The following is a 24483-nucleotide window of genomic DNA, read 5'->3' on the forward strand; positions in this document are numbered from 1 at the left end:
CATGATCCCGTCGGGCAGGCCTAGACTGGGCTCGTGCCAAAGATCCACGCTGCCACGGTCGCCGACCACCGCACCCAGCAGCGTGCCGCCCTGCTCGACGCCGCGCGGCAGCTCCTCGCGGAGGGCGACGCCTCACGGGTGACCTTCGCGGAGGTGGCCCGGCGCACCGGGCTGGCCCGTAACAGCGTCTACAAGTACTTCCCCGACCGGCAGCACCTGCTGACCGAAGTGGTCCGGGAAGCCGCTCCGCACTGGACCGGGCGCATCCACGCCGCCCTCGCCGCCGCCGGCGACTCCCCCGAGGAACGGGTCGCCGCCTACGTCACCGCCCAGTTGGAGATGGTCCGCGACGGCGAGCACCGCATCGCCCGCGCCACCGCCGACGACCAGGACGCCGCCGCCCTGCGCGCGGGCGCCGACGAGGCGCACCGGGCCCTGCTCGACCCCCTCGTCGGCGCCCTTGAGGAACTCGGCGACGACGCCCCGCTCATGACCGCACGGCTTCTCCAGGGCTTCGTCAACGCCGCGACCACCGCCTTGGAGGCCGGCGCCGACTACGACGCCGTCACCGATCGAGCCGTACGGCTCGCCGTCGCGGCCCTCGGCGGCGTGACCCGCCCGTAGCCCGGCTGAAGGTCTCCCGGCCGCAGCCCGAGCCACCCGCGACCCCCGCCACCCGTCACCCGCGACTCACGAGGGTCGGCCCTCCGCCCCCGTCCGCCCGCCCAGCGTCCACGCCTCGATGTCGCGGTAACGGATCGGCGCGGGGCCGCGGCCGAAGTTGCTGCCGACCAGGTGGAGGCGTTCGGTGTGCCACGCCCGGCCCTCGAAGCCCGCGAGCGCGGAGGCCGTCTCTACCACGCTCGACAGGTCGTCGCGGCGGGCCCGGGCGAGGGTCAGGTGGGGGCGCAGGGGGCGTCCCTCGTAGGGGATGCCGCACTCCCGCACCAGGGCGCGTACGTCCGTCGCCAGGCGGTGGAGCCCTTCCAGGTCCCCGTCGATGCCGCTCCAGAGGACCCGCTCGTCGAAGTGGCCGCCACCGCGCAGCGCCAGTTCGAGGGGGCGGCGGGTCGCGGCGAGTTCCGCGAGGGGCCCGCGCAGGGGCGGCACGGCCGTGACGGGGAGCTCGCCGAGGAAGGCGAGGGTGATGTGCCAGTCCTCGATGCGGTTCCAGCGCATGCGGGGGTACGCCTCGTAGGCGGGGAGCAGCTCCCGCTCGAGTTCGTCCTTCGCGTCGTCGGGCGGGGCGAGGGCGATGAACACCCGGACGGTCGCCTCTTGGGTCTCTTCGTTCACAGAAGACTTCGTACCTTGCCGGGGCCGTCCGGGTCACCCTTACTTGACCTACAGGTCAAGAATACTGCTACCGTTGCCCCATGGGCAGGCCGAAGCAGTTCGATCCGGACGTGGCGGTGGAGCGCGCGATGGGCGTGTTCTGGCGCAAGGGGTACGCGGGCACGACGCCGCAGGATCTCGTCGACGAGATCGGCATCGGCAAGGGCAGCCTGTACAACGCCTTCGGCAGCAAGCACGCCCTGTTCGAGCGGGCGCTCGCCCGCTATCGCGACGCGCAGGCCGCCTGGCTGGAGGCCCTGCTGGACCACCCCGGCTCCGCGAAGGAACGCCTGCGGGGCGCCTTGGAGGCGCTGGTCGAGCTCGACCTCGGCGACCCGGACCGGCGGGGCTGCATGGCCGTCAACACCGCGGCCGAGTCGGCCCCTTCGGACGCCGGTACGACCGACACCGTCCGCGGGATGTTCGCCCGCACGGAGGGCGCCTTCCGGGCGACCGTCGAGGAGGGGCAGCGGGCCGGCGAGATCGACCGCGGGCGCGACGCGGCCGACGTGGCCTCGTGGCTGCTCGCGACCGTCATCGGCATGCGGGTGCTGGCGAAGACCGCCGAGGACGACACCCAGCTCAAGCGGGTCGTCGGCGCGGCGATCGCCTCCTTGTAGGACCCGAAAGGCCCTCCCCGCCCCGGTCTCACCCCGCCTCGCCCCGTCTCGCCCCGGTCTCGCCCCACCCTCCCCCACCTGGCGCCGCTCCCGGCGGCGCCCTTCGCTCGCCCTTATTTTGTACTTCAGAGTCAAATATATGTGAGGAGAATCGCATGGACCTCCGTCTCACCGGCAAGACCGCCGTCGTCACCGGAGCCGGCCGAGGGCTCGGCCTCGCCATCACCCGACAGCTCGTCGCCGAAGGGGTACGCGTGGTCGGCGCGTCCCGCACGGTCACCGCCGAACTCGAGGAGGTCGGCGCGCATCCGGTCGCCGCCGACCTGAGCACCCCCGAAGGGGCCGAAGAACTGGGGAGCCAGGCGCTGGCGCACCTCGGTGGAGTCGACATCCTGGTCAACAACCTGGGCGGCGGCGACGCGTTCGCCTTCGGGGGCTTCCTCGCGACCGACGACCACCTGTGGGCGCACAGCTTCGAGGTCAACCTGTTCGGCACGGTCCGGGTCACCCGACACCTGCTGCCGAGCATCGTGGAACGCCGTGGCACGGTGCTGAACATCTCCTCCATGACCGCCCGCCTGCCCGGCACCGGACCGGTCGAGTACGCCGCCGCGAAGGCGGGGCTCAACGCGTTCGGCAAGGCCCTCGCCGAGGAGTTCGGGCCCCGGGGCGTGCGCGTCAACACCGTCACCCCCGGCCCGACCCGTACCGGCCTGTGGGAGGACGAGAACGGCTTCGGCGCCCGCCTCGCCGAGGCCCAGGGCGTCGAGCACCGCGCGTTCCTGGCCGGGGTGCCCGCGGCGATGGGCCTGACCACCGGCCGCATGGTGGAGCCGGAGGAGGTCGCGGCCGTCGTCGCCTTCCTCGCCTCGGACCGCGCGGCCAGCGTGACCGGTGCCGACTACGTGGTCGAGGGCGGAGGCATCAAGACGGTGTGATCCGGAGCCACTTGAGGGCCGGGGCGTGTGTGGACAGCTTCGGCCGGCGCCGCTCGGGACGCGCCGCTCACCTCTCCCCCGCCCGGCGTCCTCCGGCCGCCAGCCTCACGCACAGGGCCGCCAGCGGAAGCTCCGCGAGTACGGCCATCGCGACGGCCGTGGCGAGTTCGGGGCCCGGTGCGGCCGTCGCGAGGTCCGCGCAGGCGTCGGCGAGGAGGAGGGTGGCGGCGGCCGCCGCGGGAGCGCGGTGGCGGGGGTCACCGGCCAGGAGGCGGGTGCCGGCCGCCAGGAGGGCCGCCGCTTCCAGGGCGTCCAGGGTGACCCAGGCCGCGGCTTCGGCGGGCGGGAGCGTGCCGGCCAGGTAGCCGAGCCAGGGCAGCAGGACCAGGCCCGCGCCCAGCAGGATGCGGCCCTGGAGGCGGGTGCGGGTGCGGGTGCGGAGCCCCTCGGCTGCGGTGGCGGGGTGGGTGGCGGTCAGGGCCATGGCGGGGCACCTCTCGGGATGTCGGATGTCGGATGTCGGGGCCTCGGGGCCTCGGGATATCGGGATATCGGGATATCGGCGCGTCGAGATGCCTGGGGATCGAGGCCGGGACCCCGTGTCCGGGCTCGTGATCAACACTCCTCCGCGGCACCGCGCGGGTCAGTAACACCGTTGTCCGACTTGGGGTGGCACTGGCTATACCCCCGGCCCTGACACCAGGTGCATTCCGGGCGGCGGGCTCCGGCACGTACGGTTGGATCATGAAGGTCCCGCCCCGGACGCGGCGCGCGCTCACCCGCGTGGCCCGAGACACGTCATTCCTCGCCCTGGGGGCACCGCTCCATCTCCTCCTGGGCTTCCTGCTGTTCGTGTTCTCCGGCCTTCTGTGGGAGACCGTCGGAGGCGGCGACGCCGACGCTCCGGTGATCATGGGCCTCGTCGTCGTGCTCGCGGTCCTGGCCGTGCCCGCGCTGACGGTCGCCCAGATATGGCGCTTCCGGCGACTGCTCGGCATCGACATACCGCGCCCCGGACCGCGGCGGGTGCTTCGCCAGGCCGGCTACCACTGCTTCACCGGCCTGCTGCTCGGCGCGCTCGAAGTGCTGCTGCTGGCGCTGCTGGTGGCGGGGGTGGCCGCCGCCACGGTGTACGTGTGGATCTGGGCGGTGCCCTGGGAGTGGCGGATCCAGCACCACGGGTACAGCAGCCAGGCGTTCTACGTGACGGTGGCAGGGCTCGGCGCGCTCGCCGCGGTGCCGGCCTGCGCCGAGGCGCTGGTGCGCGTGGAGACCCACCTCGGGCCCCGGCTGTTGGGGCCCGACGAGAGCGAGGACCTGGCGCGGCGGGTCGCCGACCTGACCGAGAGCCGGGCCGGGGCCGTCGACGCCGCGGATGCCGAACGGCGCCGTATCGAGCGGGATCTGCATGACGGCGCCCAGCAGCGACTGGTGTCGCTCGCGCTCAACCTGGGGATCGCCAAAGCCACGTTGAAGGATCTGCCGCCCGAGGCGCGGGCCGTCATCGAGGCGGCCCACCAGGAGGCGAAGGAGGCGATCGAGGAGCTCGGCAACCTCGTGCGCGGACTGCATCCGGCGGTCCTGGACGAACTGGGCCTCGACGCCGCCCTGTCCGGGCTCGCGGCGAGGTCGCCGCTGCCGGTGCGGCTGCGGGTCGACCTGCCGCCCCGTCGGACGGGCGCGCAGGGCGGGGAGCCGGGATCGGGGGACGGCGAGCGGGCGGCGTCCGCCGTCGAGGCCGTCGCCTACTTCGTGGTCTCCGAGGCGCTGACGAACGTCGCCAAGCACGCGCGGGAGGCGACCCGGGCGGATGTGACGGTCACCCGCCTGGGCGCGATACTGCGGGTGGTGATCGCCGACGACGGGGTGGGCGGGGCCGATCCGTCCAGGGGAAGCGGTCTGCGGGGGCTCGCCCAGCGCGTGCGGTCCGTGGACGGGACATTCCGGATGAGCAGTCCCGTGGGGGGACCGACCATGATGAGCGTGGAGTTGCCGTGCCCGACGTGAGGCGTGCCGTGATCGCCGAGGATTCCGTGCTGCTGCGGATCGGCCTGGTCAAGGTGGTGGAGATGGCCGGCTTCGAGGTGGCGGCCGAGGCGGGCGACGCCCAGGGGCTGCTGGCCGCCGTGGCGGAGCACCGGCCCGATCTCGCCGTCGTGGACGTCCGGATGCCGCCCGGCTTCACGGACGAGGGGGTGCGCGCCGCCCTCTCGATCCGCAGGGACCGGCCGGAGACCGCCGTGCTGCTGCTCTCCCAGTACGTCGAGGAGCGCTACGCGGCCGAGCTGCTCGCCACCAACACGAGCGGTGTCGGCTATCTCCTGAAGCAACGGGTGGCGGACGTCGAGGAGTTCGTCGACGCGCTGCGGCGGGTGGCCGACGGCGGCACCGCGCTCGACCCGCAGGTCGTGGCGCAGCTGCTGGTCCGCAGGCCGAGCGATCCGCTGGAGCGGCTGACGGCCCGCGAGCGGGACGTCCTCGCCCTGATGGCCGAGGGCCGCTCCAACGCGGGCATCGCCGGGCAGCTGGTGGTCAGCGAGAGCGCCGTCGCCAAGCACATCAACAGCATCCTCGCCAAGCTGGACCTCCCCCGGGCGGACGCCGACCACCGCCGGGTGCTGGCGGTGCTGCGGTTCCTGGGAGTGGCGGGCTGACGTTCTCCTCCCCCCGCCCTCACCACGTCCGCCACCCCGAGTAGGGCCGGAGCGTCCCGTCGCCCCGGCGTTCGTCTTCACACCGGCCAGGACCGGCGCGGCGAGCGCCCGTCGTCCGTTCCCTCGCCCATCCCGCCATCCGTTCCGCAGCCCGTTCCCTAGCCCGTTCCGCCATCCGTTCCGCCGCCAGGGACGTCCCGAACTGCGCCACACGGCTCCGGCCCGCTACGGCCGGCTCCGAGCAACTCCAGCCGGCCGAACCGCCGTCAGTCACGCTCGCCCAGGTCCAGGCGGTCGGCCAGGCCCGCGGCGGCGAAGGCCGCGATCACCTCGTCACGGCCCTCGGTGAAGTGGGCCCAGCTGTCGTAGTGGACGGGGACGACCCGGCGGGCGTCGAGGATCACGGCCGCCTCGGCGGCCTGGGCGCTGTCCAGGACGATGGTCGCGCCGTCGAAGAGGACGGGGAAGCGGGGTGCGCCGGCGAAGAGGACGGCGGTGTCGACGGGGGCGAAACGCACGGCGGTCTCCTTGACCAGGTCGAGGGAGGCGTTGTCGCCGCTGACGTAGACCGTGGGAAGTCCTTCGCCGGTCAGGACGAAGCCGACGACCTGACCGACTATCGGCTCGATCGCCTCGCGTGCGCCGGGACCGTGGAGGGCGGGCACGGCGGTGACGGTGACGGTGCCGCCGCCGGGGCGGTCCAGGTCGACGGACTCCCAGTCGGCCAGGCCCTTGGCCCGGTCGCCGAGGCGCTGCCCGCCACCGGGGGTGGTGAGGGTGAGCGGGACGTCGGCGAGCAGGGCCCGGCCGGAGGTGTCCAGGTTGTCGGGGTGCTCGTCGTGGGAGAGCAGGACCACGTCGACGCGGCCCAGGTCGGCGGGGGTGCCGGCGGCGGGGGCCGTCTTGACCAGGGGGCCGGCGGGCGTCGGGTACTCGCCGGGGGCGTCGAAGGTCGGGTCGGTCAGGAAGCGCAGGCCGCCGTACTCGAAGAGGGCGGTCGGGCCGCCGAAGACGCGGACGGGGAACTGCTCTCCGACGGGGCTGGTGACAGACATGAGAACCTCACGGATAGGGAGCTCGTAAACCGTGACAGTAGAGGCGTCTCACGGATCGACGCAACCCGTACCATGAGAGACATGAAGGAGACCGCGACCACCGAACCGCTGCCGCCCGCACCCGGCGCCGAGCGCTACCCCGCCCTCGACCTGGCCAACAGCGCGGTCGCGCTGCCCAATGGGCAGTTCGCCGATCTCCTCGCCACCCCGGCCGGCGCCGAAGAGTGGCTCGTCGACCGCGGCCTCGCCCCGGTGGACACCGGCATGAGGGAGCTGTGCGCCGGCCTGCTGCGCTCTCTGCGCGAACAGGTCCGCGCCCTGCTCGGCGCCCATGTCGCCGGTGCCCCGGCCCCCGCCCAGGCGCTGACCGCCGTCAACGACGCGCTGACGCGGGCCCCGTCGGCCGCCCTGCTCCACTGGGACCCGGACCGCGGCCACTACCGGGAGGCGGCCCACCCCGTCACCCAGATCGTCGAGCACGCGCTCGCCGTCCTCGCCGCCGACGCGGCCGACCTGCTCACCGGTCCCGACGCCGACCGGCTCACCGCCTGCGGCTCTCCCCCGTGCACCCGCTACCTGTTGCGGCACGGCCGCCGCCACTGGTGCTCCGTCCGATGCGGCGACCGCGCCCGCGCTGCCCGCGCCTACGCCCGCCGCACCCGGTCCGGCCAGGACTGACCGCGCCGGTCACAGCGGACCCGGCCCCCACACAGGCGTCGGCCCCTAAAGGCTTCGGCCCGTACAGGCCGGCGTTCGTGAGCCCGACGCCGTCGTTCGGCGGCCGGGCGCCGGCACCTGTCTCCTGGCGGGGCACCCGGCCGCGACGGCGGGCCCGGTCGTACGGATCAGACGGTGCGGGTCAGACCGTACCGGCCGGGCCTACCGGGGGGGGCGGTACGGATCAGGCGGTGCGGTCGGCGGCGAGCTGGGCGGCCAGGGCGGGGATGCCGAGCGCCTGCTCGTCGGAGGGCGTGGCCTGGTACAGCTTGTTGGTCAGCTGGTGCGGATCGCCGACCAGGTCGTAGTACTCGCGGAACTTCACCTGCCCGGTGCCGGAGACCGTGCCGTTCCCGTCCGTCGTCAGGTCGTAGTACTCGGTGTACTGCTTGTCCTTGGCAACGTAGGAGGACCAGGTCGGCACGCCGCCGGCGGCGGTGCCCTGCTTCCACCACTCCACGAGGAGGTGGTCGCGGCTGTACGAGGAGAGCAGCGACCTGCCGTCCTGCGGGGCGCTCGGGGTGATGCCCGCCGCGTCGAGGATGGTGGGGGCGATGTCGATGTTCGCGACGATGCGGTCGTCCACGGTGCCCGCCCCGAGCCCGCCGGCCGGCCAGGACAGGTAGAAGGGCACCTCGTGGGCCGGTCGGTAGGGCACCGACTTGGCGGTCCAGCCGTGGTCGCCCCAGCTGAAGCCGTTGTCCCCGATGTAGATGACGAGCGTGTTGTCGAGCTGCCCCAGGTCCTGGAGCCTGTCCTTGAACGCCTGGACGGCGTCGTCGACGGACAGCAGCGTGCGCAGCTGCTCGGCGCGGATGTTCCGGCCGTCGGCGAGGGTGCCGGTGGCGTTCTTGATGTACCCGGGCTTGTCGGAGCGGTCGCCCTCGGGGACGGAGGGCCGCCCGTTCCAGTCCGGGACGGGGGTGCCGGCGTACTTCGCCTCGGGGGTGCGCGGGCCGTGCGAGGCGTACGGGGTGACGTACGCGAACCACGGGCGGGGGTCGGTGGCGGCCTTGTCGAGGAACTTCAGGGTGCGGTTCTTCACGATGGTGGTCGTGTAGCCGTTGATCGTCTGGACGGTGCCGTCCACGTTCCACCGGGCGTCGACGTACCCGGGCTGGAGCAGGGCGAACTCCTCGAAGTGCGGCGGGTTCTCCGCCAGCGTCCACGAGTTCAGGTACTTGCCGAACAGGCCGGTGCGGTAGCCCGCCTGCGCGAGGTACTTCTGCACGGTGGTGCTCTGGTCGAGCGCGTACGAGGCCTTGTTGTTGCGCACGCCGTGGTGGTGGGCGTGCCGGCCCGAGAACACGCTGGAGCGCGACGGGGCGCACAGCGGGGTGGCGACGTGCCCGTTCGTGAACTTCACGCCCTGGTCGGCGAGCCAGGCGAGGGTCTTGGGCAGGGCCCACTCGGTGTGCTTCGGCTGGTCGTCGGTCACGATCAGCAGGATGTTCGGGCGGCCCGCGGCAGCAGCGGGGCCGGCTCCGGCGACCTGTGCGAGGGCGGGCACGGCGGTGGCTGCCGCCACCGCGGCGGCGCCTCCGATGAAGCCGCGGCGGCTCACCGGGGGGCGTCGGTTCTCGCTCATGATGTCCATTCCTCCTGGGTGCGTCTGGGTCGGGGCACGCGCGGACGCCTGGGGCGGGGCGGGCTGGGGCGAGCAGGCCGGCACACAGGCAAATTCAGTCATGGGCATGACATGCGCTGCCGGGGAGCCTGCCTTCCGGGCACGCGACCGCGCGTGGGCGCACGGCGGACGGACGGCTGCGGGAGCCGTGCGGCGGCCGTGCGGTGGCCGTACGTACGGGAAGGGAAGAGACGGGAGTCAGGCGGGTGCCGCCAGGTGGGGATCCCGTGGGGGAACGGGGCGCGTCAGCGCGCCGGGGCGACCGTACACAGGGCGCTCGCCAGGTGCCCTTGGTCGACGTGGCGGCGCGCAGTGAGGATTCCTGCTGCCATGACGAAGAGCGTAGGCCGAGCGGAACGGCGGTTCCATGTACGGCAGATGAAATGGCCCGCCCGGGGAGGCGTCAGCTCGCCGTGGTCCGGCTGCCCGGGTCGTCCAGGCTGCTGGCCAGCGCCCAGATCACGAACACGTCGATCGCCATCAGCAGGATCGACCAGAACGGCGAGTACGGCAGGAAGAGGAACTGTGCGAGCAGGCTGAGCGAGACGAGGAGCAGGCCCGCGAAGCGTGCCCAGGTCCGGCCCTTCAGCAGGCCCGCACCGGTGAGGGCGACGAGCGCGCCGAGGACGATGTGGATCCAGCCCCAGCCGGTGAGGTTCAGCTCGTACACGTACGTGCCGATGCGGGTGTACACCTCGTTCTCGGCCACGGCGGCGATGCCCTGCAGGACCGCGAGGATGCCGCTGCACAGCATCAGCACCGCCGCGAACATCACCCCGCCGGCCACCCAGCCCCTGCTGTCCTGGCTGTTCCGGCCGCCCCCGGGCGTCCCTGACGGCTGCGCTGCCTGCTGGCCCATGCCCGTGTTCCCTTCTGGTGCTCCTGCTTCGAGCGTCCTCGGGGAGCCGCCTCCGAACCACATGGAATCCGCCGAACAGGTGATCCCGCGTCATGGGGTGGGAGGGCGTTCGGGTACGGGCGTGGCTCCGACGGTCATGCCGACCGCGATCACCGCCACGTTCACGATCACGACGCGACCACGACCGCGACCACGATCACGACGCGACCGCGACCACGACCAGCTTCGGCAGACGGCCGTGGATGATGTCGCCGCGCCCGCCCGTCGCTTCCGTCAGGACTCCGGATGGGCCGACCGCCGGCGCACCCGCACCGGGTCCACGCCCAGCGCCGCGAGGAGTTCGGCGGCGGGATCCGGCAGCGCGCAGTCCAGCAAGGACTCCAGGACGGCTTCGGTGGTACGGGGCCGCTTGCCCGCGCCGGGGCTCACGACGGCTCTGGCGTTGGAGGTCAGCGAGCCGACGCTGAGCGGCGGGCGGCTGCTCGTCGGGTTGACCGCGCCGGGGTACGCGTGGTCGGTGCGGATGCCCACGGCGGCCAGCGCGGCGCGGTCGAGGGCATCGAGCGCGGCGCGCGCCTGTTCGAGCGTGACGCCGAGGATCCGGGCCTGAGTCTCGTCGTGGAGCAGTCCGAGCAGGAGGTGTTCGGTCCCGAGACGGCGGTCGCCGCGCCGCCAGGCCTCGTCGAGGGCCGCCTTCATCACGGTGCCGAGCGGGCCCCTGTCCAGCAGTCGGTCGAACACGCCGGTCACCTCCGGTACTTGCTGTGGACGGATTGACGGGAGACGCCCAGGGCGTCGCCGATCTGCTCCCAGGACCAGCCCTGGGAGCGGGCGTGGTCGACCGCCGCCGATTCGATCTGCTCGGCCAGCCGGTGCAGGGCCTGGGCGGCCCGCAGGCCGGTGGCGGGGTCGGCGGCGCCGACGCGGTCGGTCAGGGTGAGGTCCTTCATATATGTCAGTCTGGGCTGACACCACGGCGCTGTCAACCCAGACTGACACGCCGGAGCGCGGAGCGCCCGACGCGGTGTTCCTGCCGGCCCTCTCCCAGGCCCCGGCAGTTGCCTCGGATGCGCGCCGATCACCGATCCGGCGTCGCCGCGCAGCGCTGACGGCGAGCATGGTCCGCACCGTTCGCCGACGGTGCGTTTTCTCCGGTGTGCGTGTCGCACGCGTCCGCGACATCCGCCCCCCATCAGTCGCCGGGGAGCCGCCACGAGGGCGCGGCGGGACAGGGGCGGAGGTGCGGCGCCGGTCAGGCCAGGGCCAGGAAGAGCTTCTCGAGCTCCTCCTCCGACATGGGCGGGGCATCGGCGGCGCTCTCGGCGAGGCATTGCCTCATCCCGCTGGCCACGATCTTGAATCCGGCCCGGTCGAGGGCTTTGGAGACGGCGGCGAGCTGAGTGACCACGTCCTTGCAGTCACGACCCGCCTCGATCATGGCGATGACGGCGGCGAGCTGCCCCTGGGCGCGGCGCAGCCGATTCAGTACGGGGCGCACGGCCCCTTCTTCCACCTGCACGGAGATCTCCTCCACTCTCACCCCCTCAACCAGGATACCCCTAGGGGTATTAACCACTACTTTTCGTTCGCAATCGGGCAGCTGTCGCGGCGAGCACCGCGGCGCCGAGGACGCCCCAGGTCGCCGGGTGGGCCCACAGGCCGGTGTCCAGTTGCTGGGCCAGGACGAAGACGCCCATCACCACGACGAACCACCCGAAGGCCTTGCGCAGGGCGTCCTGCGGGATGCGCCCCGCGAAGCGGGCGCCGATGACGCTGCCCGCCACCGCCGCCGCGGTCACCATCAGGGCCAGGCCCCAGTCGATCTGCACGCCCGAGAGGTGTCCGGCCAGGCCGGCGAACGACTTCATGGCGATGACCAGGAGCGAGGTGCCGACGGCGATGCCCATGGGCAGGCCGCCGAGGATGGCGAGCGCCGGGACCACGAGGAACCCTCCGCCGGAGCCGACCAGGCCGGTGACGGCGCCGACGACCAGACCCTCGACCGCGATGTGCTTGAGCGGCAGGTCGCGGTGCCGGATCTTCGGCTCGCCGCCGCGCCGCGGCTTGCGGAGCATCGCGACCGCCGTGGCGAGCATCATCAGGGCGAACGCGACGAGGAGCGCCGTACCGGGCACGTACTCGGCGATCCGTCCGCCGCCGTAGGCGCCGACCATGCTGAAGGCGCCGAAGAGCAGGCCGGTCCTCCACCGGACCCGGCGGGCACGGGCGTGCGGTACGAGCGCGGCCAGGCTGGTGACGCCGACGACGAAGAGGGAGGTCGCGATCGCCTCCTTCGTGTCCTGCCCGGCCAGGTAGACCAGGATCGGCACGGTCAGGATCGACCCTCCGCCGCCGAGGATGCCGAGGCTGACGCCGACGAGCAGGGAGGCCGCGATGACGAGGGCGGTCACGGGGTGCTCCGCAGTTCCGCGATGACCGTGCGGATGTCGGTGCGCGGCCCCCGGTTGTAGGGGAGCTTGGAGAGCAGGACGCCCATGGCGCAGGAGTTGCTGAGCGCCGCGTACGTCAGGCCGGCGCCGATCGCGGTGCCGACCAGGTGCGCGCCGGGCACGAACACGCCGACGAGACCGGTGACGAGCACGATCGAGCCGGCGACCAGCCGGACCTGGCGCTCCATGTCCCACCGCTCGGCACCCCGGTTCGCGGGGCCTCCGGCCGCCTCCCAGGCGTTCATGCCGCCTTCGAGCACGCGGAGGTTCGGCAGGCCCGCCTCGGCGAGGGCCTTCTCGGCCTGGGCGGCACGGGCGCCGGAGCGGCAGACGAGCACGACCTCCTCGTCGAGGTGGGACAGCAGCTCGGCGCGGTGCTCGCGCAGGGTGGCGAGGGGCACGTTGTACGAGCCGGGTATGTGCACGGTCCGGAACTCGCCTGGGGTCCGCACGTCGAGCAGGCGCGGCGCACGCCCTTCACGGACGAGCGCGTGGAGGACGGCGGGGGCGATCGAGGAGTTCCTCCCGGGCTCCTCTCGGCTCGCGGAGCCCTGGGGGCTCTCGGGCTTCGCAGGGTTCGCGGGGTTCGCAGGGCTCGCGGGGTTCGCGCGGCTCTCGGTCATGCGTGGCTCCTGTTCAGAGGGGAAATACCCAGGGGGGTATTTCCGGGGGTGTAGGGGGCCCCGGGATCCCGTGGGCGAGGAAGGGGGCGGTACGGGACGGGGATCAACGGAAGGGGGCGGTACGGGACGGGGATCAGGCGTCCCCCTCCCGACGGCCGGTCAGGCGTCGGCGGGTTCCGTCGACAGGGCCCAGGCGGCGTAGCCGCCGAGGATGTCGGAGACGTCGCCGAAGCCGCGGTGGCGCAGGAGGCTCGCCGCGATGGACGACCGGTGGCCGCCGGCGCAGTGCAGCACCAGGGGACGATCCGTGGGCAGCTCGTCGGTCCGGGCGGGGAGTTCGCTCAGCGGGATGTGCAGGGCGCTCTCGATGAAGCCGTTCGCTCCGCGTTCGCCGCAGGTGCGGACGTCGACGACGAGCGGGGGTTCGTCGCCGGCGAGGGCGGCGCGCAGGCGGGCGGCGGTCAGACGGCTCGCGGGGGCGACCTCGTCGGCGAGGGCGGTCAGGGCGTCCTCCGGGTTGCGCAGGTAGCCGACGGCCCGGTCGAAGCCGATGCGGGCGAGGCGGGTGACGACCTCTTCCTCGCGGTTCTCCGGCGCCATGACGATCAGTTCGTCGGCCGGGTCGAGGACGGTGCCGGCCTGTTCGGCGAACCGTCCCTCGGCGGGCACGTTGACCGCGCCCCGCAGGTGCCCGTTGGCGAAGTCCTGCGGCGAACGGGCGTCCACCACGACCGCGCCGGAGCGCCGCAGTTCGGCGAACTCGTCCAGGGAGAGCGGTCGCGGCGCCGCCGCCGCGTCGTACAGGAGCCGCTCCTTGCGGTTCAGTTCGGCGTCGTAGGCGAAGTAGCCGGGCGCGGCGGACTGTCCGGCGGTGACGAGGGCGACGAACTCCTCCCGGCCCATCGGGGCGCAGGCGTAGTTGGTGGCGCGCTGCTCGCCGATGGTGGACTGCTTCTCCGTGGAGAGGTTCTTGCCGCAGGCGGAGCCGGCCCCGTGGGCGGGGAAGACCCGCACCTCGTCGGGGAGGGCCATGAGCTTGTTCTGGACGCTGTCGTGGAGCATGGCGCCGAGCTCCTCGGCGGTCACGCCCACGGAGGCGAGCAGGTCGGGTCGGCCGACGTCGCCGATGAACAGCGCGTCGCCGGTGAGCACGCCGTACGGCACGGCGTCGGCGGCGCGCTCGTACACGAGGACGCTGATCGACTCGGGGGTGTGGCCGGGCGTCGCCAGGATCCGGAGGGTGACGTCGCCGAGCACGATGCGCTCGCCCTCGGCGAGCGTGCGGATGGGGTACTCGGTCTCGGCCCCGCTGCCGTAGCCGATCCAGGCGCCGGTGCGGTCGGCCATCTCCAGGTGGCCGGCGACGAAGTCGGCGTGGAAGTGGGTGTTGATCACGCCGACGACGGAGAAGCCGTGCGCGGCGGCGTCGGCGAGGTACTCGGACACGTCGCGGCGGGGGTCGACGACGACGGCCTGGCCCGTCGTCTCGTCGGCGATCATGTACGACGCCTGGGAGAGGCAGTCGAGGTAGTACTGGGCGAAGAACACGGCGATTCCTCCATCGGGGACGCGCGTCCGGTCGGTTACGAAGGGCGGACGCGCCGATTCTGGATACCCCCCTGGGTATCGATGCATCCGACCGTAAACAGGTCGACCCTCGCGAGTCAAATACCCCCCTGGGTATCCTGGATCACATCCCCACAATACCCATGGGGGTATATTGGCCAGCTGAAACGAGGACGGGGCGGACGGGACGGGACGGAAAGATGACCGAGCGGACGAAGCCGAGGGCGGTGTCGGACACCACGACACCCGAGACCGAGACCGCGCCCGGATCCGTCCCCATCCCCGCCGTCCCCATCCCCGCCGCCGCCATCCCCGCCGCAGCCCCCGGCGCGGTGCGACTGGGGCTGCGGGAGAACCGGGCGCAGTTCGCGCTGCTCGTCGTCGTCACGGTCGCGGTCGGCGCACTCGTCGGCCTGGAGCGCACCACGGTGCCGCTCATCGGGGTCGAGGCCTTCGGGCTCACCAGCAACCTGGCGGTCTTCTCCTTCATCGTGGCCTTCGGCCTGACCAAGGCCCTCACCAACCTCGCGGCCGGCGCCCTGACGGCCCGCTTCCGGCGCAGGCAGCTGCTGCTCGCGGGCTGGCTCGCGGGCGTGCCGGTGCCTTTCGTGCTGGCGTGGGCGCCGTCCTGGTGGTGGATCGTCGCGGCGAACGTGCTCCTCGGCGTGAACCAGGGTCTGACCTGGTCGATGACCGTGAACATGAAGATCGACCTCGTGGGGCCGGCCCGCCGCGGCCTGGCCACGGGCCTGAACGAGGCCGCCGGCTACGTGGCGGTCGGGGCGTCCGCCCTGCTCACGGGCTGGCTGGCGACCCACTACGGGCTCCGTCCGGCACCGGAACTCATCGGCGCGGTCTTCGTGGGGGCGGGGCTGGTCCTCTCCCTCCTCGCCAAGGACACGGCCGCCCACCTGGCACTGGAACTCGCCCGGCACCCCGCCCCGGCGGGAGCCGTCGGGCCTGATGCGGGCGAGGTCCCGTTCGCCGCCGCCTTCGCCCGCACCTCGTGGCGTGACCGCTCCCTGCGCGGGGCGAGCCAGGCGGGCCTGGTGAACAACCTCAACGACGGCCTGACCTGGGGCGTCTTCCCGCTGCTCTTCGCCGACCACGGGCTCGGCATCGCCGCGATCGGCCTGATCAAGGGGCTCTACCCGCTCCTGTGGGGCTTCGGCCAGATCCCGGCCGGCCACCTGGCCGACCGGATCGGCCGCAAGCCGCTGATCGTCTCCGGCATGCTGGTCCAGGCCGCCGGCCTCCTCGCCGCCGTCGCCCTCCTCGACCGCCCCCTGTTCGCCGGACTGCTCTCCGCCGTGGGCCTGGGCATCGGCACCGCGCTGGTGTACCCCGCCCTCATCGCCGCCGTCTCCGACCGGGCCCACCCGTCCTGGCGGGCGAACGCCCTCGGCACGTACCGCTTCTGGCGCGACCTCGGCTACGCGGCCGGCGCACTCCTGGCGGGCGTACTGGCCGACGCGATCGGCCTGAACGCGACGATCCTGACGGCCGCCACCCTGACCGCCGCCTCCGGCCTGCTGGCGGCGCGCTGGGTGAGCGACCCCGACCGACGACCGCGATGAGCGGTGGCCGACCAGGACCGGCAAGGCACCGTAGCCCTGCCGGTCCTGACGCCCGGCGCGGCCGTCAGGAGCGATAGGCGACCAGCGCCATCATCCCGGCCTCGCCGTGATACGCGTTGTGGCAGTGGAGCATCCACTGGCCGGGGTTGTCGGCGTCGAAGTCCACCGACAGGGTCCTGCCGGGCAGGACGATGGCGGTGTCCTTGCGGGGGCCGGCGGCGCCGAGCTGGTAGGTGTGGCCGTGCAGGTGCATCGGGTGCCACATCTCGGTGCGGTTGACGAACTCCAGGCGGACGCGGCGGCCTTCCTCGATCAGCAGGGGGTTCGCCGTCGGGTCGTCCATGTCGAAGCGCCTGCCGTTCAGGGCCCAGTCGTAGGCAGCCATCGTGCCGCTGATGTCGACGCGGTGCACGATGTCCGGCTTCGCCGCCTCCAGGCGTACGGCGTCGGCGGCGCGCAGCTGCGTCGCCGTCAGCAGCCGCCCGTCCAGCTCCTTCGGCCGCACGGTCGGGGCCGGTGCGGCGCCGGAACCGGTCCGCACCAGCGCCATGCCGGTGGCGTTCTTGCCCTCGGCCAGCGCGACGAGCGGGAACACGCCGTCGGCGAGGGTGACCAGCACGTCGTACCGCTCCCCCATGCCGACGAGCAGCGCGTCGACCTCCTCGTGCCGCACGGGGAATCCGTCGGTGTGGGTGATCGTCATCCGGTGGCCGCCGAGCGCCACCCGGTACGCGGTGTCGGACCCTGCGTTGACGATGCGCAGGCGCACCTTCCGGCCCGGCTCGCCGCGGTGGACGTCGGGGTCGGCGGGGACGCGGCCGTTGACGAGGTGGTGCGGGTACGCCACGTCCCCGGCGTCACCGCCCAGCAGCTCGCTCCGCGCGCCCATCAGCGTGAACCCCCTGGACGGAGGGGCGGACCCGCCGCCCATGTCATGTCCGGGCATGCCGCTCCCGCCGGTTCCTCCGTCCCCCATGTCCATGCCCGCGTGCGGGCCCATCCCCTTGGAGAGTTCCGCGAAGGCCTGATCCGGGGTGCCGGTGACGCCGTCGAGCCAGTCGTCCAGGACGACGACCCACTCCGCGTCGTACGCCAGCGGCTCCTTGGGGTCCTCCACGATCAGCGGCGCGTACAGGCCGCGGTCAAGCTGGACCCCGACGTGCGGGTGGAAGAAGTACGTGCCCGGGTCGGGGGCGATGAACCGGTAGGTGAACGTGGATCCCGGACGGACGGCGGTCTGCGTGGCGGGCGGCACGCCGTCCATGTCGCCGCGCAGGGCGATCCCGTGCCAGTGGAGGGAGGTGGTGGTGCGGTCCGGGAGTTGGTTGGCGAGCGACGCGACCAGGGTGTCGCCGGCGTCGATCCTGATCTCCTTGCCGGGGGCCCGGCCGTCGAACGCCCAGGTCCTGACGGTGATCCCGGCTCCGAGGTCGGCCTTGGCCGACGCCGCCGTGAGGGTGTGCTTCCGCTCCTTGCCGGTGCCGGTACGGGTGTCGGCTCGGGCCTTCTCCGCCCTGGCCACCTCGGGGCCCGAGGCGCCGACGAGCGTCGGGCCGCCGCTCGTACCGGAACCGGAACCGGAGCCGGAGCCGGAGCACGCGGTGAGCGCGCCGGCGCCGGCCGCGCCGAGCCCGGCGAGCAGGAGGGAGCGGCGGGCGATGGGGGGCTTGCGGGTCATCTGGGGAGCCTCGTCTCAGAAGCGGGCGACGTGGAGGTGTGCGCGTGCGCGGCGGCGGTCGGCGCCTCGGCAGGGCCGGGGGGGGCACGGCGGTCGCCGTCCGAAGGCGGGGCCTATATGCGCAGCTGAGACAGGATCGACAGATCGGGTGGCGCGCGCCCGAGCGTCGCGCCGAGCACCGGCCGTGCGCTCGGACCGGAGACACGACGGGTGCGGTCGGCTTCCCCGAGCGCCTTCGCGGCGACCGTGGGCGGATCGACGACCGGGGCCGAACAGTGTCCCGCGCCGGGACTCGGGCAGACCCCCATGGCCGCCTTCGCCTCCTCGGCCGAGGAGGCGTCACTCGGCATGGCGTGGGTCATGCCCCGGGCGGGGGTTGCCGCCGCCGGCGCGGCCTCGTGGTGGACGAGCACGGCGAAGGCGACGAGCAGCATGAACAGCACACCGAGCCTTCGCCCGGCTCCACCACGCTCCACCACGTCGACCTCCTCCCCTGACCGTCGGCCATCGGCCGTCTCCCCTTGGCCGTTCACGTTGAAAGCCAAGCCGCTAAGTGGATTCACATTGGTGTACCGATCCGTAGGCTACCTCGCCCGTCCACGAGTGAGGTCCTCGCCGGCATGCGAGCTTCCATGAACCGGGGTTCGGAGGACGACAGCGGGCCGCGCCGCCGCACGAAGATCGACGGTTGTCACTCTTCAGCTAAGACGCTTAGTATTCGATCGCTCCTCCGGCCGCCTGCCGGGCCCGTGCCCCGGCCCCGGCCGGGGGAGCCCTCCCGAGGAAGAAGGAGCTGGCCCATCGTGGCGTCCCACCGCCGTCCCAAGCCCTCGCGCCCCCGCTACGCGGGCGTTCTCACGACGACCGCGGCGGCGGCCGTGGCGCTGTCCGCGCAGTCCGCGTGGGCCGACCCCGCGCCCGATCCCCGGAAGAAGGGCGTCCAGGCCGAGATCGACCGGCTCTACGAGGCGGCCACGCAGGCGACGGAGAAGTTCAACGGCGCCAAGGAGAAGGCCGACGCCCTCCAGAAGCAGGTGGACTCCCTCCAGAACGCCACCGCCCGCAAGCAGGGCGAGCTCAACAGGCTGCGCGACCGGGTCGGTTCGCTGGCCGCCGCGCAGTACCGGGGCGGCGGACTCGAACCGTCGATGCAGCTGATGCTCTCCGCCGACCCCGATTCGTTCCTGGAGCGCGCGAGCCTGCAGCAGCGGCTCAGCGAGCGGGACGTGAACACCCTCCAGCTCTTCGAGGCGCAGCGCCGGGACCTCCAGCAGCAGCGGACGGAGGCCGCGCGGAAGCTCGCCGAGCTGGAGGAGACCCGCGGGGAGCAGCGCCGCAAGAAGGCGGAGGTGCAGGGCAAGCTGGCGAAGGCGCAGAAGCTGCTGAACAGCCTCAGCGCCAAGGAGCGCGCCCGGATCTCCCAGGAGGCGGACCGGGCCAACCGGGCCGGCGCCCGCGCGGACCTCGGCGACGAGAAGAGCGCCTCCTCGCGCGCCGCCGCCGCGTTCGCCGCGGCCCAGAGCCGGGTGGGGCTGCCGTACGTGTGGGGGGCGAGCGGCCCGGGGTCCTTCGACTGCTCGGGGCTGACGTCCTGGGCCTTCCGGCAGGCGAACGTGAACATACCCCGTACGTCCCAGGCGCAGGCGAGCGCGGGCACCCGGATCGACTCGCTCGGCGACCTGCGGCCCGGCGACCTCGTCATCATGCGGACCGACCTCAGCCACGTGGGCTTCTACGCGGGCAACGGGCAGATCCTGCACTCGCCCAAGCCGGGGGCGCAGGTGCGCTACGAGTCGATCGCGCGCAGCGGCATGCCGTTCATGTGGGGCGTCCGGATCTGACCCCGCCCCCGCTCCCCCGCGTGGTTCAGAACGGGCCGCAGCCGAGCAGCAGGGGGAACAGCGGGGCGCCCGCCGCGGCCAGGGCGACGCCGAACCGGGTCGCGCCGTGCGGCCTCGGCTGCGGGGTGAGGACCCGGCGGAGCCGGATCAGGGCGCTGGGGCCGCCCATCCCGAGGGCCGGCCGCGGCACGCGTCCCGCCGCCACCTCGCACAGGGCGGTCGCGAGGGCGTCCCGCGAGTGGAGGCGCAGGGCGGTGTCGTCGGCGGCCATCTCCAGCAGGAGCAGCGACTGTTCCTGTGCGTGCCGGGCGAGCGGCAGCTTCGGGAACGCACGGGCGAAGGCGCGCAGGAGCATCTGGACCAGGTGGTGGCGGCCGTCGATGTGCGCGCGCTCGTGTGCGAGGGCGGCGCGCAGCTGCTCGTCGTCCAGGGCGTCGAGGGCGCCCCGCGTGACGACGACGCGGGCCGGCCGGGCCGGGAGGCAGTACACGGCGGCCACCGGGTGCTCGACGACCGTCGCCCCGTACGCGGGTGAGGGGCGCCCGATCAGACGCAGGGTGTCGAGCTGCCGGCGGCGCTCGGCCCGCGCGGTCCATGCCGTGCGCAGCAGCCAGAACAGGGGCAGCGCGACGACGGACCCCGCCGCGGCGAGTCCGGCGGCGTCCCAGAGCGTCGGGTCCGCGACGACGACGGTTTCCGTGGCGCCCGTGGCGTCGGCGAGGAGCCCGCAGGCGCTGAGCAGACCGACGAGACCTTCGTGCACATGACGGTCCGTCATCACCAGGTGGTGGGCGGCGAGCGCGGCCGAGACCACGAAGGTCAGCATCAGGAGCAGCCAGACGGCGACGGCCAGGGCGGGCGCGCGGTGCGGCCAGGGCGCGCGGGCCAGGAAGCGGGGCACGACAGCGCCGACGAGCAGCGCGTAGCCCGCCAGGAGGGCGGAGGTGATCACGACTCGGTCCGGCGCTTGGCGGCGCGGAGCGCGGCGCGCAGTGCCTCCACCTCGTCGGGCGAGATCTGCTCGACGAAGCTCGCCATCACTCCGGCCGTGTCGGGGCTGCCCTCCAGGGCGTCCTGCATCCGCGCGGCCGTGTACTGCTGCCGGGTGCAGGTCGGTCGGTAGAGCCAGGCCCGGCCGTCCTTCTCGCGGGTCAGCATGCCCTTGCCGTAGAGGATGTCGGCGACGGTCTTGACGGTGCTGTACGCGAGGGGCCGCTGTTTGTTCAGGTCGTTGAGCACCTCGCGCGCGGTGGCGGGGCGGCCCCAGGACCACAGGCGGTCCATGATCTCGGCCTCCAGCTCACCCAACTGACGCACGCCCGCTCCCTTCGACACCGGCGGCCGCACCGTCGGGCCGCGGTCCCCCCATCGTAGCGGCGGGACCACCGGGCCCCGGGCGCCGAGGCCCGCCTCCGTGCCGGCGCCGGCGCCGGTGGACGCGGGCGCCGTGGACCGCTCCGGGAGGTGGCGGTGAGACGTGAGCGGAACGTGAGCGGGGCGTTAGAGGGGTGACGCAAGATCGGTGTTGTTGCCATTCCCCCACCCATGTCAGGACATCTCTCCCTCATGAACAAGCTCAAGGCCGGCATCCTCACCCTCGCCGCGGTCGCGGGTCTCGGTGTGGCGGTCCCGTCCACCGCCCAGGCCGCGAACGGCTGCAAGACCGGCGGTCACGCCTACATGTGCGAGTTCGGCGTCACCACCAAGGTGCTCCCGGACGGCACGAAGCAGGTCTTCCTCGTCGACGCCGCCGACCGCAGCGTGTGGACGCGCTGGACCGACTCCGACGGCGACTGGAGCCGCTGGGTGTCGATGGGCGGCGTCGCGATGAGCGCCGTCCAGACCACCGTCTGGGACAACTCGAGGCCCTGGGAGTTCTCGATCCACGTCATCGGCCGGGACGGCTACGGATGGTTCCGCGAGCGGGGCGCCGACGGCTCCTGGAGCGACTGGGCCCGCAACCGCGACCCGCGCTGACCGCCCCGGGACGCCGGACCCCCGCTCCGGCGGGGGCTTTTCCACAGCGCGTAAGGTGGCGGGCGGCGCGGCGTGATCTTCAGGAGTAGCAGTGACCGCGGTGAGCCTTGAGCACGCGACCGTCCCCGCCGACGCCGGCGAGGTGACGCTGCTGATAGCCCGGCGGGTGGAGCCCGGCTACGAAGCCGCCTTCGAGGAGTGGGCGAGGGGCATCCTCGACAGCGCGGCCGCGTTCCCCGGCCATCTCGGCTACGGGCTGTTCCGCTCGTCCGGCGGCGACGCCCCCTGGTTCCTCGTGCACCGCTTCCGCGACGCCGAGGCCTGCCGGGTGTGGCAGGAGTCGCCGGAGCGGGCGGCCTGGTTCGCGCACTGCGAGGGGCACCACCACACCGAGATCGCGCGCCGGAAGCTCACCGGCATGGAGACCTGGTTCGCCAAGCCGGGCTCCACCCGTCCGGCGCCGCCCCGGTGGAAGATGGCGATCAGCGCGACCGTGGCGATCTATCCGGTGTCCCTGCTCGGCGGCGTGTTCCTCGTGCCCCGCCTCACCGCACTGCCCCTCGCGGTGAGCGCCCTCGTCACCGCCTGCGTGTTCAACGTCCTCATGACGTACGTGACGATGCCGACGGTGAGCAGGCTGCTGCGCGGCTGGCTCGGGAGGTAGTCGGTCCGGGGTCACGGCTCGACCGGGGGCGTCGCGGACGCGGGCTCGGGGAACCCACCCGCCTCGGACGACTCCGCGGGCTGCGCGGGCTCCTCCCCGCTCGTCGCCGCCCGCAGCGTCGCCGTCGCCACCAGCCCCGCCACGACGCCCCAGGTCAGCGCGGCCGGCACGCCGTTGCCGAGGTTGCCGGAGGCGTACAGCAGCCCGTACCGCATGCCCTGGGCGTCCAGCGCGATCCTCAGCACCTGGCTCACCAGCAGTCCCAGCACCGTCGCGCTCACCGCGCCCGCCGCCATCGCCGGGACGGTGACCCGGGTGAGCAGGCCGGGCAGCAGGCGCAGGGCCCACCAGACGAGGACGAGGACCAGCACGTCGACGGCGCGGTAGAGGAGCCAGTCCCCCCAGGGGCGCGCCGGCGGGGTTCGTCACGGCGCCGAGGAGCAGCCACTGGCGCAGGAGGTCGCCCGGTTCGTCGAGGAGGCCGCCGGGGGACGGCAGCGTCTGGATGGCGGCGGCCACCGTCTCGTACGAGAGGACCAGCAGCGAGAATCCGACGGCGGCCGTCCCGGCGGTGGCGGCCAGGCGCGCGGGGCGGGCCGGGACGGGGGTGCGCGGGAGGGGGCCGGCGCCCTGGGCGGTCGCGCGGGCGACGAGGGCGGTCACGGTCGCCGCGACGAGGGCGGTCACCACGAGCATCTGGCGGCCGGAGGAGATCAGGCCGGCGAGCTGCGGCAGGAAGCGGTAACTGCCGTGGCCCCCCCGCGGCGATCAGCCACGGGGTGGAGACGCCCACCGCGAGGGTCCCCGCCACCATCCCCCAGGCCCAGAGCGTGAGCAGGGCGGCGGGCATCCGTCCGTGCACCGGCGGCAGCCGGCGGACGAGGAACAGGGCTCCGGGCACGAAGAAGGCGAAGACCGCGCAGAAGCGGATCTGCAGGGCGGTGGTGTGGAGCGAGAGGTAGCGCCCGCCGTCGGTGACGGCCGCGTCGCCGGTCCCGTCGTACGTCCCGGCGCCCGGCCGGAGCGCGGCCGGCGGGTCGTACGCCCAAGGGGGCGAGCCAGCGTTCGAGTTCGGTGACGGCCTGTCCGCCGAGGACGCTTCCGCTGCCCGGCAGGTGGAGCGCGTCGGCGCTCGCACCCGCCCACCAGAGAAGGGCCGTGAGCAGAAGTCCCCCGACCAGTGCCGGTATCGCCGCGCGCCGGTATGTCATGTGCCGTCCCCCGTGATGAGCGCGCGTCTCGCGATGCGCCTGGTCAGTGGAGGGTACGCCCACCTCTGCCCGGACCCGGCCGGCGAACTCGACGCACGGCCCGTCGCGGAAGTTCCCGATGTCGTCCTGTCGGCGTCCGGGCGCGAGGATGGAGCCATGGCGATGAGAGCACGACGGACACGGTGCACGGCTCGGGCGCGGCGGGGGTGGCGCGGGTGAGTGCGCCGCTGTACCGACTGAAGGCCGAGTTCTTCAAGACGCTGGGGCATCCGGTGCGGATCCGCGTGCTGGAGCTGCTCAGCGAGCGCGAGCACGCGGTGGCGGAGATGCTGCCCGAGGTCGGTGTCGAGCCGGCGCACCTCTCCCAGCAGCTCGCGGTGCTGCGCCGGGCCAATCTGGTCGTCGCCCGGCGTGACGGGGCGACCGTGCACTACTCCCTGGTGGACCGGAGGTCGCGGACCTGCTCGCGGTCGCCCGCTCGATCCTCTCCGGCGTGCTGGCCGGTCAGGCCGAACTCCTCGCCGACCTGCGGGCGTCGACGGCCCGCCCGCGCGACTGACCCACCCGCGCGGACCGCGCGGCCGGCCGGGCGGGCGGGCAGTCGTGCCAGCCGCCCCGCCTTGCGGAAGGACGTGCGGCCGCACTATCTTGCATTGCATGGTTCCTGGTAACGCAAAGAACGAGGCGGGAGGCAGGGTCCCCAGCCAGCTCCGCAAGGGGGTGCTGGAGCACTGCGTCCTCGCACTGCTCAGGGACGGGCCGAGGTACGGCGTCGAGCTGCTCACCGAACTCTCCGCGGTCAGCGTCATGACCACCAGTCAGGGCACGATCTACCCCCTGCTGTCGAGGCTGCGCCGCGAGGGGCTCGTCGACACCGAGCTGCGCGAATCCCCCAGCGGGCCGCCGCGCCGCTACTACACGCTCACGGGCCTCGGCCGTGCGGCCCTCACCGAGTTCACGCAGGCGTGGCCGTCGTTCCGGGACGCCGTCGACCACTTTCTCAACGACCCGCAGGGGGAATCCGCATGAACGCCATCGACCACCCGCTGGTGACCGCCTATCTCGACAGCGTCGCCCGCGAGACCGCCGGA

Annotated in this window: 26 protein-coding genes and 2 pseudogenes; 12 read left to right on the forward strand and 16 right to left on the reverse strand. The window is 73.3% G+C overall.

Features of this window, described 5'->3' with window-relative positions; translation table 11 throughout:
- Positions 1-33 precede the first annotated feature (33 nt).
- Positions 34-624 (forward strand): TetR/AcrR family transcriptional regulator, encoded by a 591-nt coding sequence (locus ABD981_RS38575; RefSeq protein ID WP_046907799.1) that lies wholly within the window; start codon positions 34-36, stop codon positions 622-624.
- A gap of 66 nt (positions 625-690) precedes the next feature.
- Here the strand turns inward: ABD981_RS38575 and thpR are convergent, their stop codons facing one another.
- Positions 691-1296, reverse strand: a complete 606-nt coding sequence (thpR, locus tag ABD981_RS38580) for an RNA 2',3'-cyclic phosphodiesterase (RefSeq protein WP_046907800.1) — start codon at positions 1294-1296, stop codon at positions 691-693.
- A gap of 80 nt (positions 1297-1376) precedes the next feature.
- Between thpR and ABD981_RS38585 the strand changes: the two genes are divergently transcribed.
- Positions 1377-1955: a TetR/AcrR family transcriptional regulator gene (locus tag ABD981_RS38585; protein ID WP_046907801.1), complete on the forward strand. Its 579-nt coding sequence runs from the start codon at positions 1377-1379 to the stop codon at positions 1953-1955.
- Between the two features lie 155 nt (positions 1956-2110).
- Positions 2111-2893: an oxidoreductase gene (locus ABD981_RS38590; RefSeq protein WP_046907802.1), complete on the forward strand. Its 783-nt coding sequence runs from the start codon at positions 2111-2113 to the stop codon at positions 2891-2893.
- A gap of 67 nt (positions 2894-2960) precedes the next feature.
- On the opposite strand, the gene ABD981_RS38595 is transcribed toward ABD981_RS38590, so the two are convergent.
- Positions 2961-3377 (reverse strand): hypothetical protein, encoded by a 417-nt coding sequence (locus ABD981_RS38595; protein ID WP_046907803.1) that lies wholly within the window; start codon positions 3375-3377, stop codon positions 2961-2963.
- A gap of 260 nt (positions 3378-3637) precedes the next feature.
- On the opposite strand from ABD981_RS38595, the gene ABD981_RS38600 reads away from it, so the two are divergent.
- Both ABD981_RS38600 and ABD981_RS38605 read left to right on the forward strand, forming a co-directional pair.
- Positions 3638-4900 (forward strand): sensor histidine kinase, encoded by a 1263-nt coding sequence (locus ABD981_RS38600; RefSeq protein WP_046907804.1) that lies wholly within the window; start codon positions 3638-3640, stop codon positions 4898-4900.
- 8 nt (positions 4901-4908) lie between these two features.
- Positions 4909-5547, forward strand: coding sequence for a response regulator (locus ABD981_RS38605; protein WP_046907857.1), 639 nt, complete (start codon positions 4909-4911; stop codon positions 5545-5547).
- 266 nt (positions 5548-5813) lie between these two features.
- Here the strand turns inward: ABD981_RS38605 and ABD981_RS38610 are convergent, their stop codons facing one another.
- Complete coding sequence (locus ABD981_RS38610) at positions 5814-6602, reverse strand: MBL fold metallo-hydrolase (protein ID WP_046907805.1); 789 nt, start codon at positions 6600-6602, stop codon at positions 5814-5816.
- Positions 6603-6674: 72 nt separating this feature from the next.
- On the opposite strand from ABD981_RS38610, the gene ABD981_RS38615 reads away from it, so the two are divergent.
- Positions 6675-7280, forward strand: coding sequence for a CGNR zinc finger domain-containing protein (locus ABD981_RS38615; RefSeq protein WP_046907806.1), 606 nt, complete (start codon positions 6675-6677; stop codon positions 7278-7280).
- 223 nt (positions 7281-7503) lie between these two features.
- On the opposite strand, the gene ABD981_RS38620 is transcribed toward ABD981_RS38615, so the two are convergent.
- From ABD981_RS38620 to ABD981_RS38655, 8 genes are all read right to left on the reverse strand, one after another.
- Positions 7504-8907, reverse strand: a complete 1404-nt coding sequence (locus tag ABD981_RS38620) for a sulfatase family protein (protein ID WP_046907858.1) — start codon at positions 8905-8907, stop codon at positions 7504-7506.
- 442 nt (positions 8908-9349) lie between these two features.
- Positions 9350-9805: a DUF7144 family membrane protein gene (locus tag ABD981_RS38625; protein WP_046907807.1), complete on the reverse strand. Its 456-nt coding sequence runs from the start codon at positions 9803-9805 to the stop codon at positions 9350-9352.
- Positions 9806-10078: 273 nt separating this feature from the next.
- A complete protein-coding gene (locus ABD981_RS38630) occupies positions 10079-10546 on the reverse strand; it encodes a Clp protease N-terminal domain-containing protein (RefSeq protein WP_205628163.1) in 468 nt (155 codons plus the stop codon).
- A gap of 5 nt (positions 10547-10551) precedes the next feature.
- Positions 10552-10755, reverse strand: coding sequence for a helix-turn-helix domain-containing protein (locus tag ABD981_RS38635; RefSeq protein ID WP_046907808.1), 204 nt, complete (start codon positions 10753-10755; stop codon positions 10552-10554).
- A 302-nt stretch (positions 10756-11057) separates the two neighbouring features.
- Positions 11058-11324, reverse strand: a complete 267-nt coding sequence (locus ABD981_RS38640; protein ID WP_046907860.1) for a metal-sensitive transcriptional regulator — start codon at positions 11322-11324, stop codon at positions 11058-11060.
- A 49-nt stretch (positions 11325-11373) separates the two neighbouring features.
- A complete protein-coding gene (locus tag ABD981_RS38645) occupies positions 11374-12216 on the reverse strand; it encodes a sulfite exporter TauE/SafE family protein (protein WP_046907809.1) in 843 nt (280 codons plus the stop codon).
- Positions 12213-12878, reverse strand: coding sequence for a rhodanese-like domain-containing protein (locus tag ABD981_RS38650; protein ID WP_123954474.1), 666 nt, complete (start codon positions 12876-12878; stop codon positions 12213-12215). The genes ABD981_RS38645 and ABD981_RS38650 overlap by 4 nt, the downstream gene beginning before the upstream one ends.
- Positions 12879-13037: 159 nt before the next feature.
- Positions 13038-14426 (reverse strand): MBL fold metallo-hydrolase, encoded by a 1389-nt coding sequence (locus ABD981_RS38655; protein WP_046907810.1) that lies wholly within the window; start codon positions 14424-14426, stop codon positions 13038-13040.
- Positions 14427-14644: 218 nt separating this feature from the next.
- On the opposite strand from ABD981_RS38655, the gene ABD981_RS38660 reads away from it, so the two are divergent.
- On the forward strand, positions 14645-16021 hold the full coding sequence (locus tag ABD981_RS38660; RefSeq protein WP_205628164.1) for an MFS transporter: 1377 nt from the start codon (positions 14645-14647) through the stop codon (positions 16019-16021).
- 64 nt (positions 16022-16085) lie between these two features.
- Here ABD981_RS38660 and ABD981_RS38665 read toward each other — a convergent pair whose 3' ends face one another.
- Both ABD981_RS38665 and ABD981_RS38670 read right to left on the reverse strand, forming a co-directional pair.
- Positions 16086-17699 (reverse strand): multicopper oxidase family protein, encoded by a 1614-nt coding sequence (locus ABD981_RS38665; protein ID WP_046907811.1) that lies wholly within the window; start codon positions 17697-17699, stop codon positions 16086-16088.
- Positions 17700-17812: 113 nt separating this feature from the next.
- Positions 17813-18244, reverse strand: coding sequence for a DUF6153 family protein (locus ABD981_RS38670; protein WP_131723865.1), 432 nt, complete (start codon positions 18242-18244; stop codon positions 17813-17815).
- 258 nt (positions 18245-18502) lie between these two features.
- Here ABD981_RS38670 and ABD981_RS38675 point away from each other — a divergent pair, with 258 nt between their 5' ends.
- Complete coding sequence (locus ABD981_RS38675) at positions 18503-19540, forward strand: C40 family peptidase (RefSeq protein WP_046907813.1); 1038 nt, start codon at positions 18503-18505, stop codon at positions 19538-19540.
- A gap of 25 nt (positions 19541-19565) precedes the next feature.
- Here ABD981_RS38675 and ABD981_RS38680 read toward each other — a convergent pair whose 3' ends face one another.
- On the reverse strand, positions 19566-20492 hold the full coding sequence (locus tag ABD981_RS38680; RefSeq protein ID WP_046907814.1) for a M56 family metallopeptidase: 927 nt from the start codon (positions 20490-20492) through the stop codon (positions 19566-19568).
- Positions 20489-20857: a BlaI/MecI/CopY family transcriptional regulator gene (locus tag ABD981_RS38685; RefSeq protein ID WP_046907815.1), complete on the reverse strand. Its 369-nt coding sequence runs from the start codon at positions 20855-20857 to the stop codon at positions 20489-20491. The genes ABD981_RS38680 and ABD981_RS38685 overlap by 4 nt, the downstream gene beginning before the upstream one ends.
- Positions 20858-21106: 249 nt before the next feature.
- Here ABD981_RS38685 and ABD981_RS38690 point away from each other — a divergent pair, with 249 nt between their 5' ends.
- Both ABD981_RS38690 and ABD981_RS38695 read left to right on the forward strand, forming a co-directional pair.
- A complete protein-coding gene (locus ABD981_RS38690; protein WP_240495218.1) occupies positions 21107-21517 on the forward strand; it encodes a PLL family lectin in 411 nt (136 codons plus the stop codon).
- Between the two features lie 91 nt (positions 21518-21608).
- A complete protein-coding gene (locus tag ABD981_RS38695; RefSeq protein WP_046907817.1) occupies positions 21609-22181 on the forward strand; it encodes an antibiotic biosynthesis monooxygenase in 573 nt (190 codons plus the stop codon).
- 11 nt (positions 22182-22192) lie between these two features.
- Here ABD981_RS38695 and ABD981_RS38700 read toward each other — a convergent pair.
- Positions 22193-23392: pseudogene (locus ABD981_RS38700) on the reverse strand (hypothetical protein).
- Between the two features lie 215 nt (positions 23393-23607).
- On the opposite strand from ABD981_RS38700, the pseudogene ABD981_RS38705 reads away from it, so the two are divergent.
- Positions 23608-23951 (forward strand): annotated as a pseudogene (locus tag ABD981_RS38705) (ArsR/SmtB family transcription factor).
- 98 nt (positions 23952-24049) lie between these two features.
- On the forward strand, positions 24050-24421 hold the full coding sequence (locus tag ABD981_RS38710; protein ID WP_046907819.1) for a PadR family transcriptional regulator: 372 nt from the start codon (positions 24050-24052) through the stop codon (positions 24419-24421).
- The last annotated feature ends 62 nt before the right edge of the window (positions 24422-24483 follow it).

The organism is Streptomyces showdoensis (assembly GCF_039535475.1).
GTDB lineage: Bacteria > Actinomycetota > Actinomycetes > Streptomycetales > Streptomycetaceae > Streptomyces > Streptomyces showdoensis.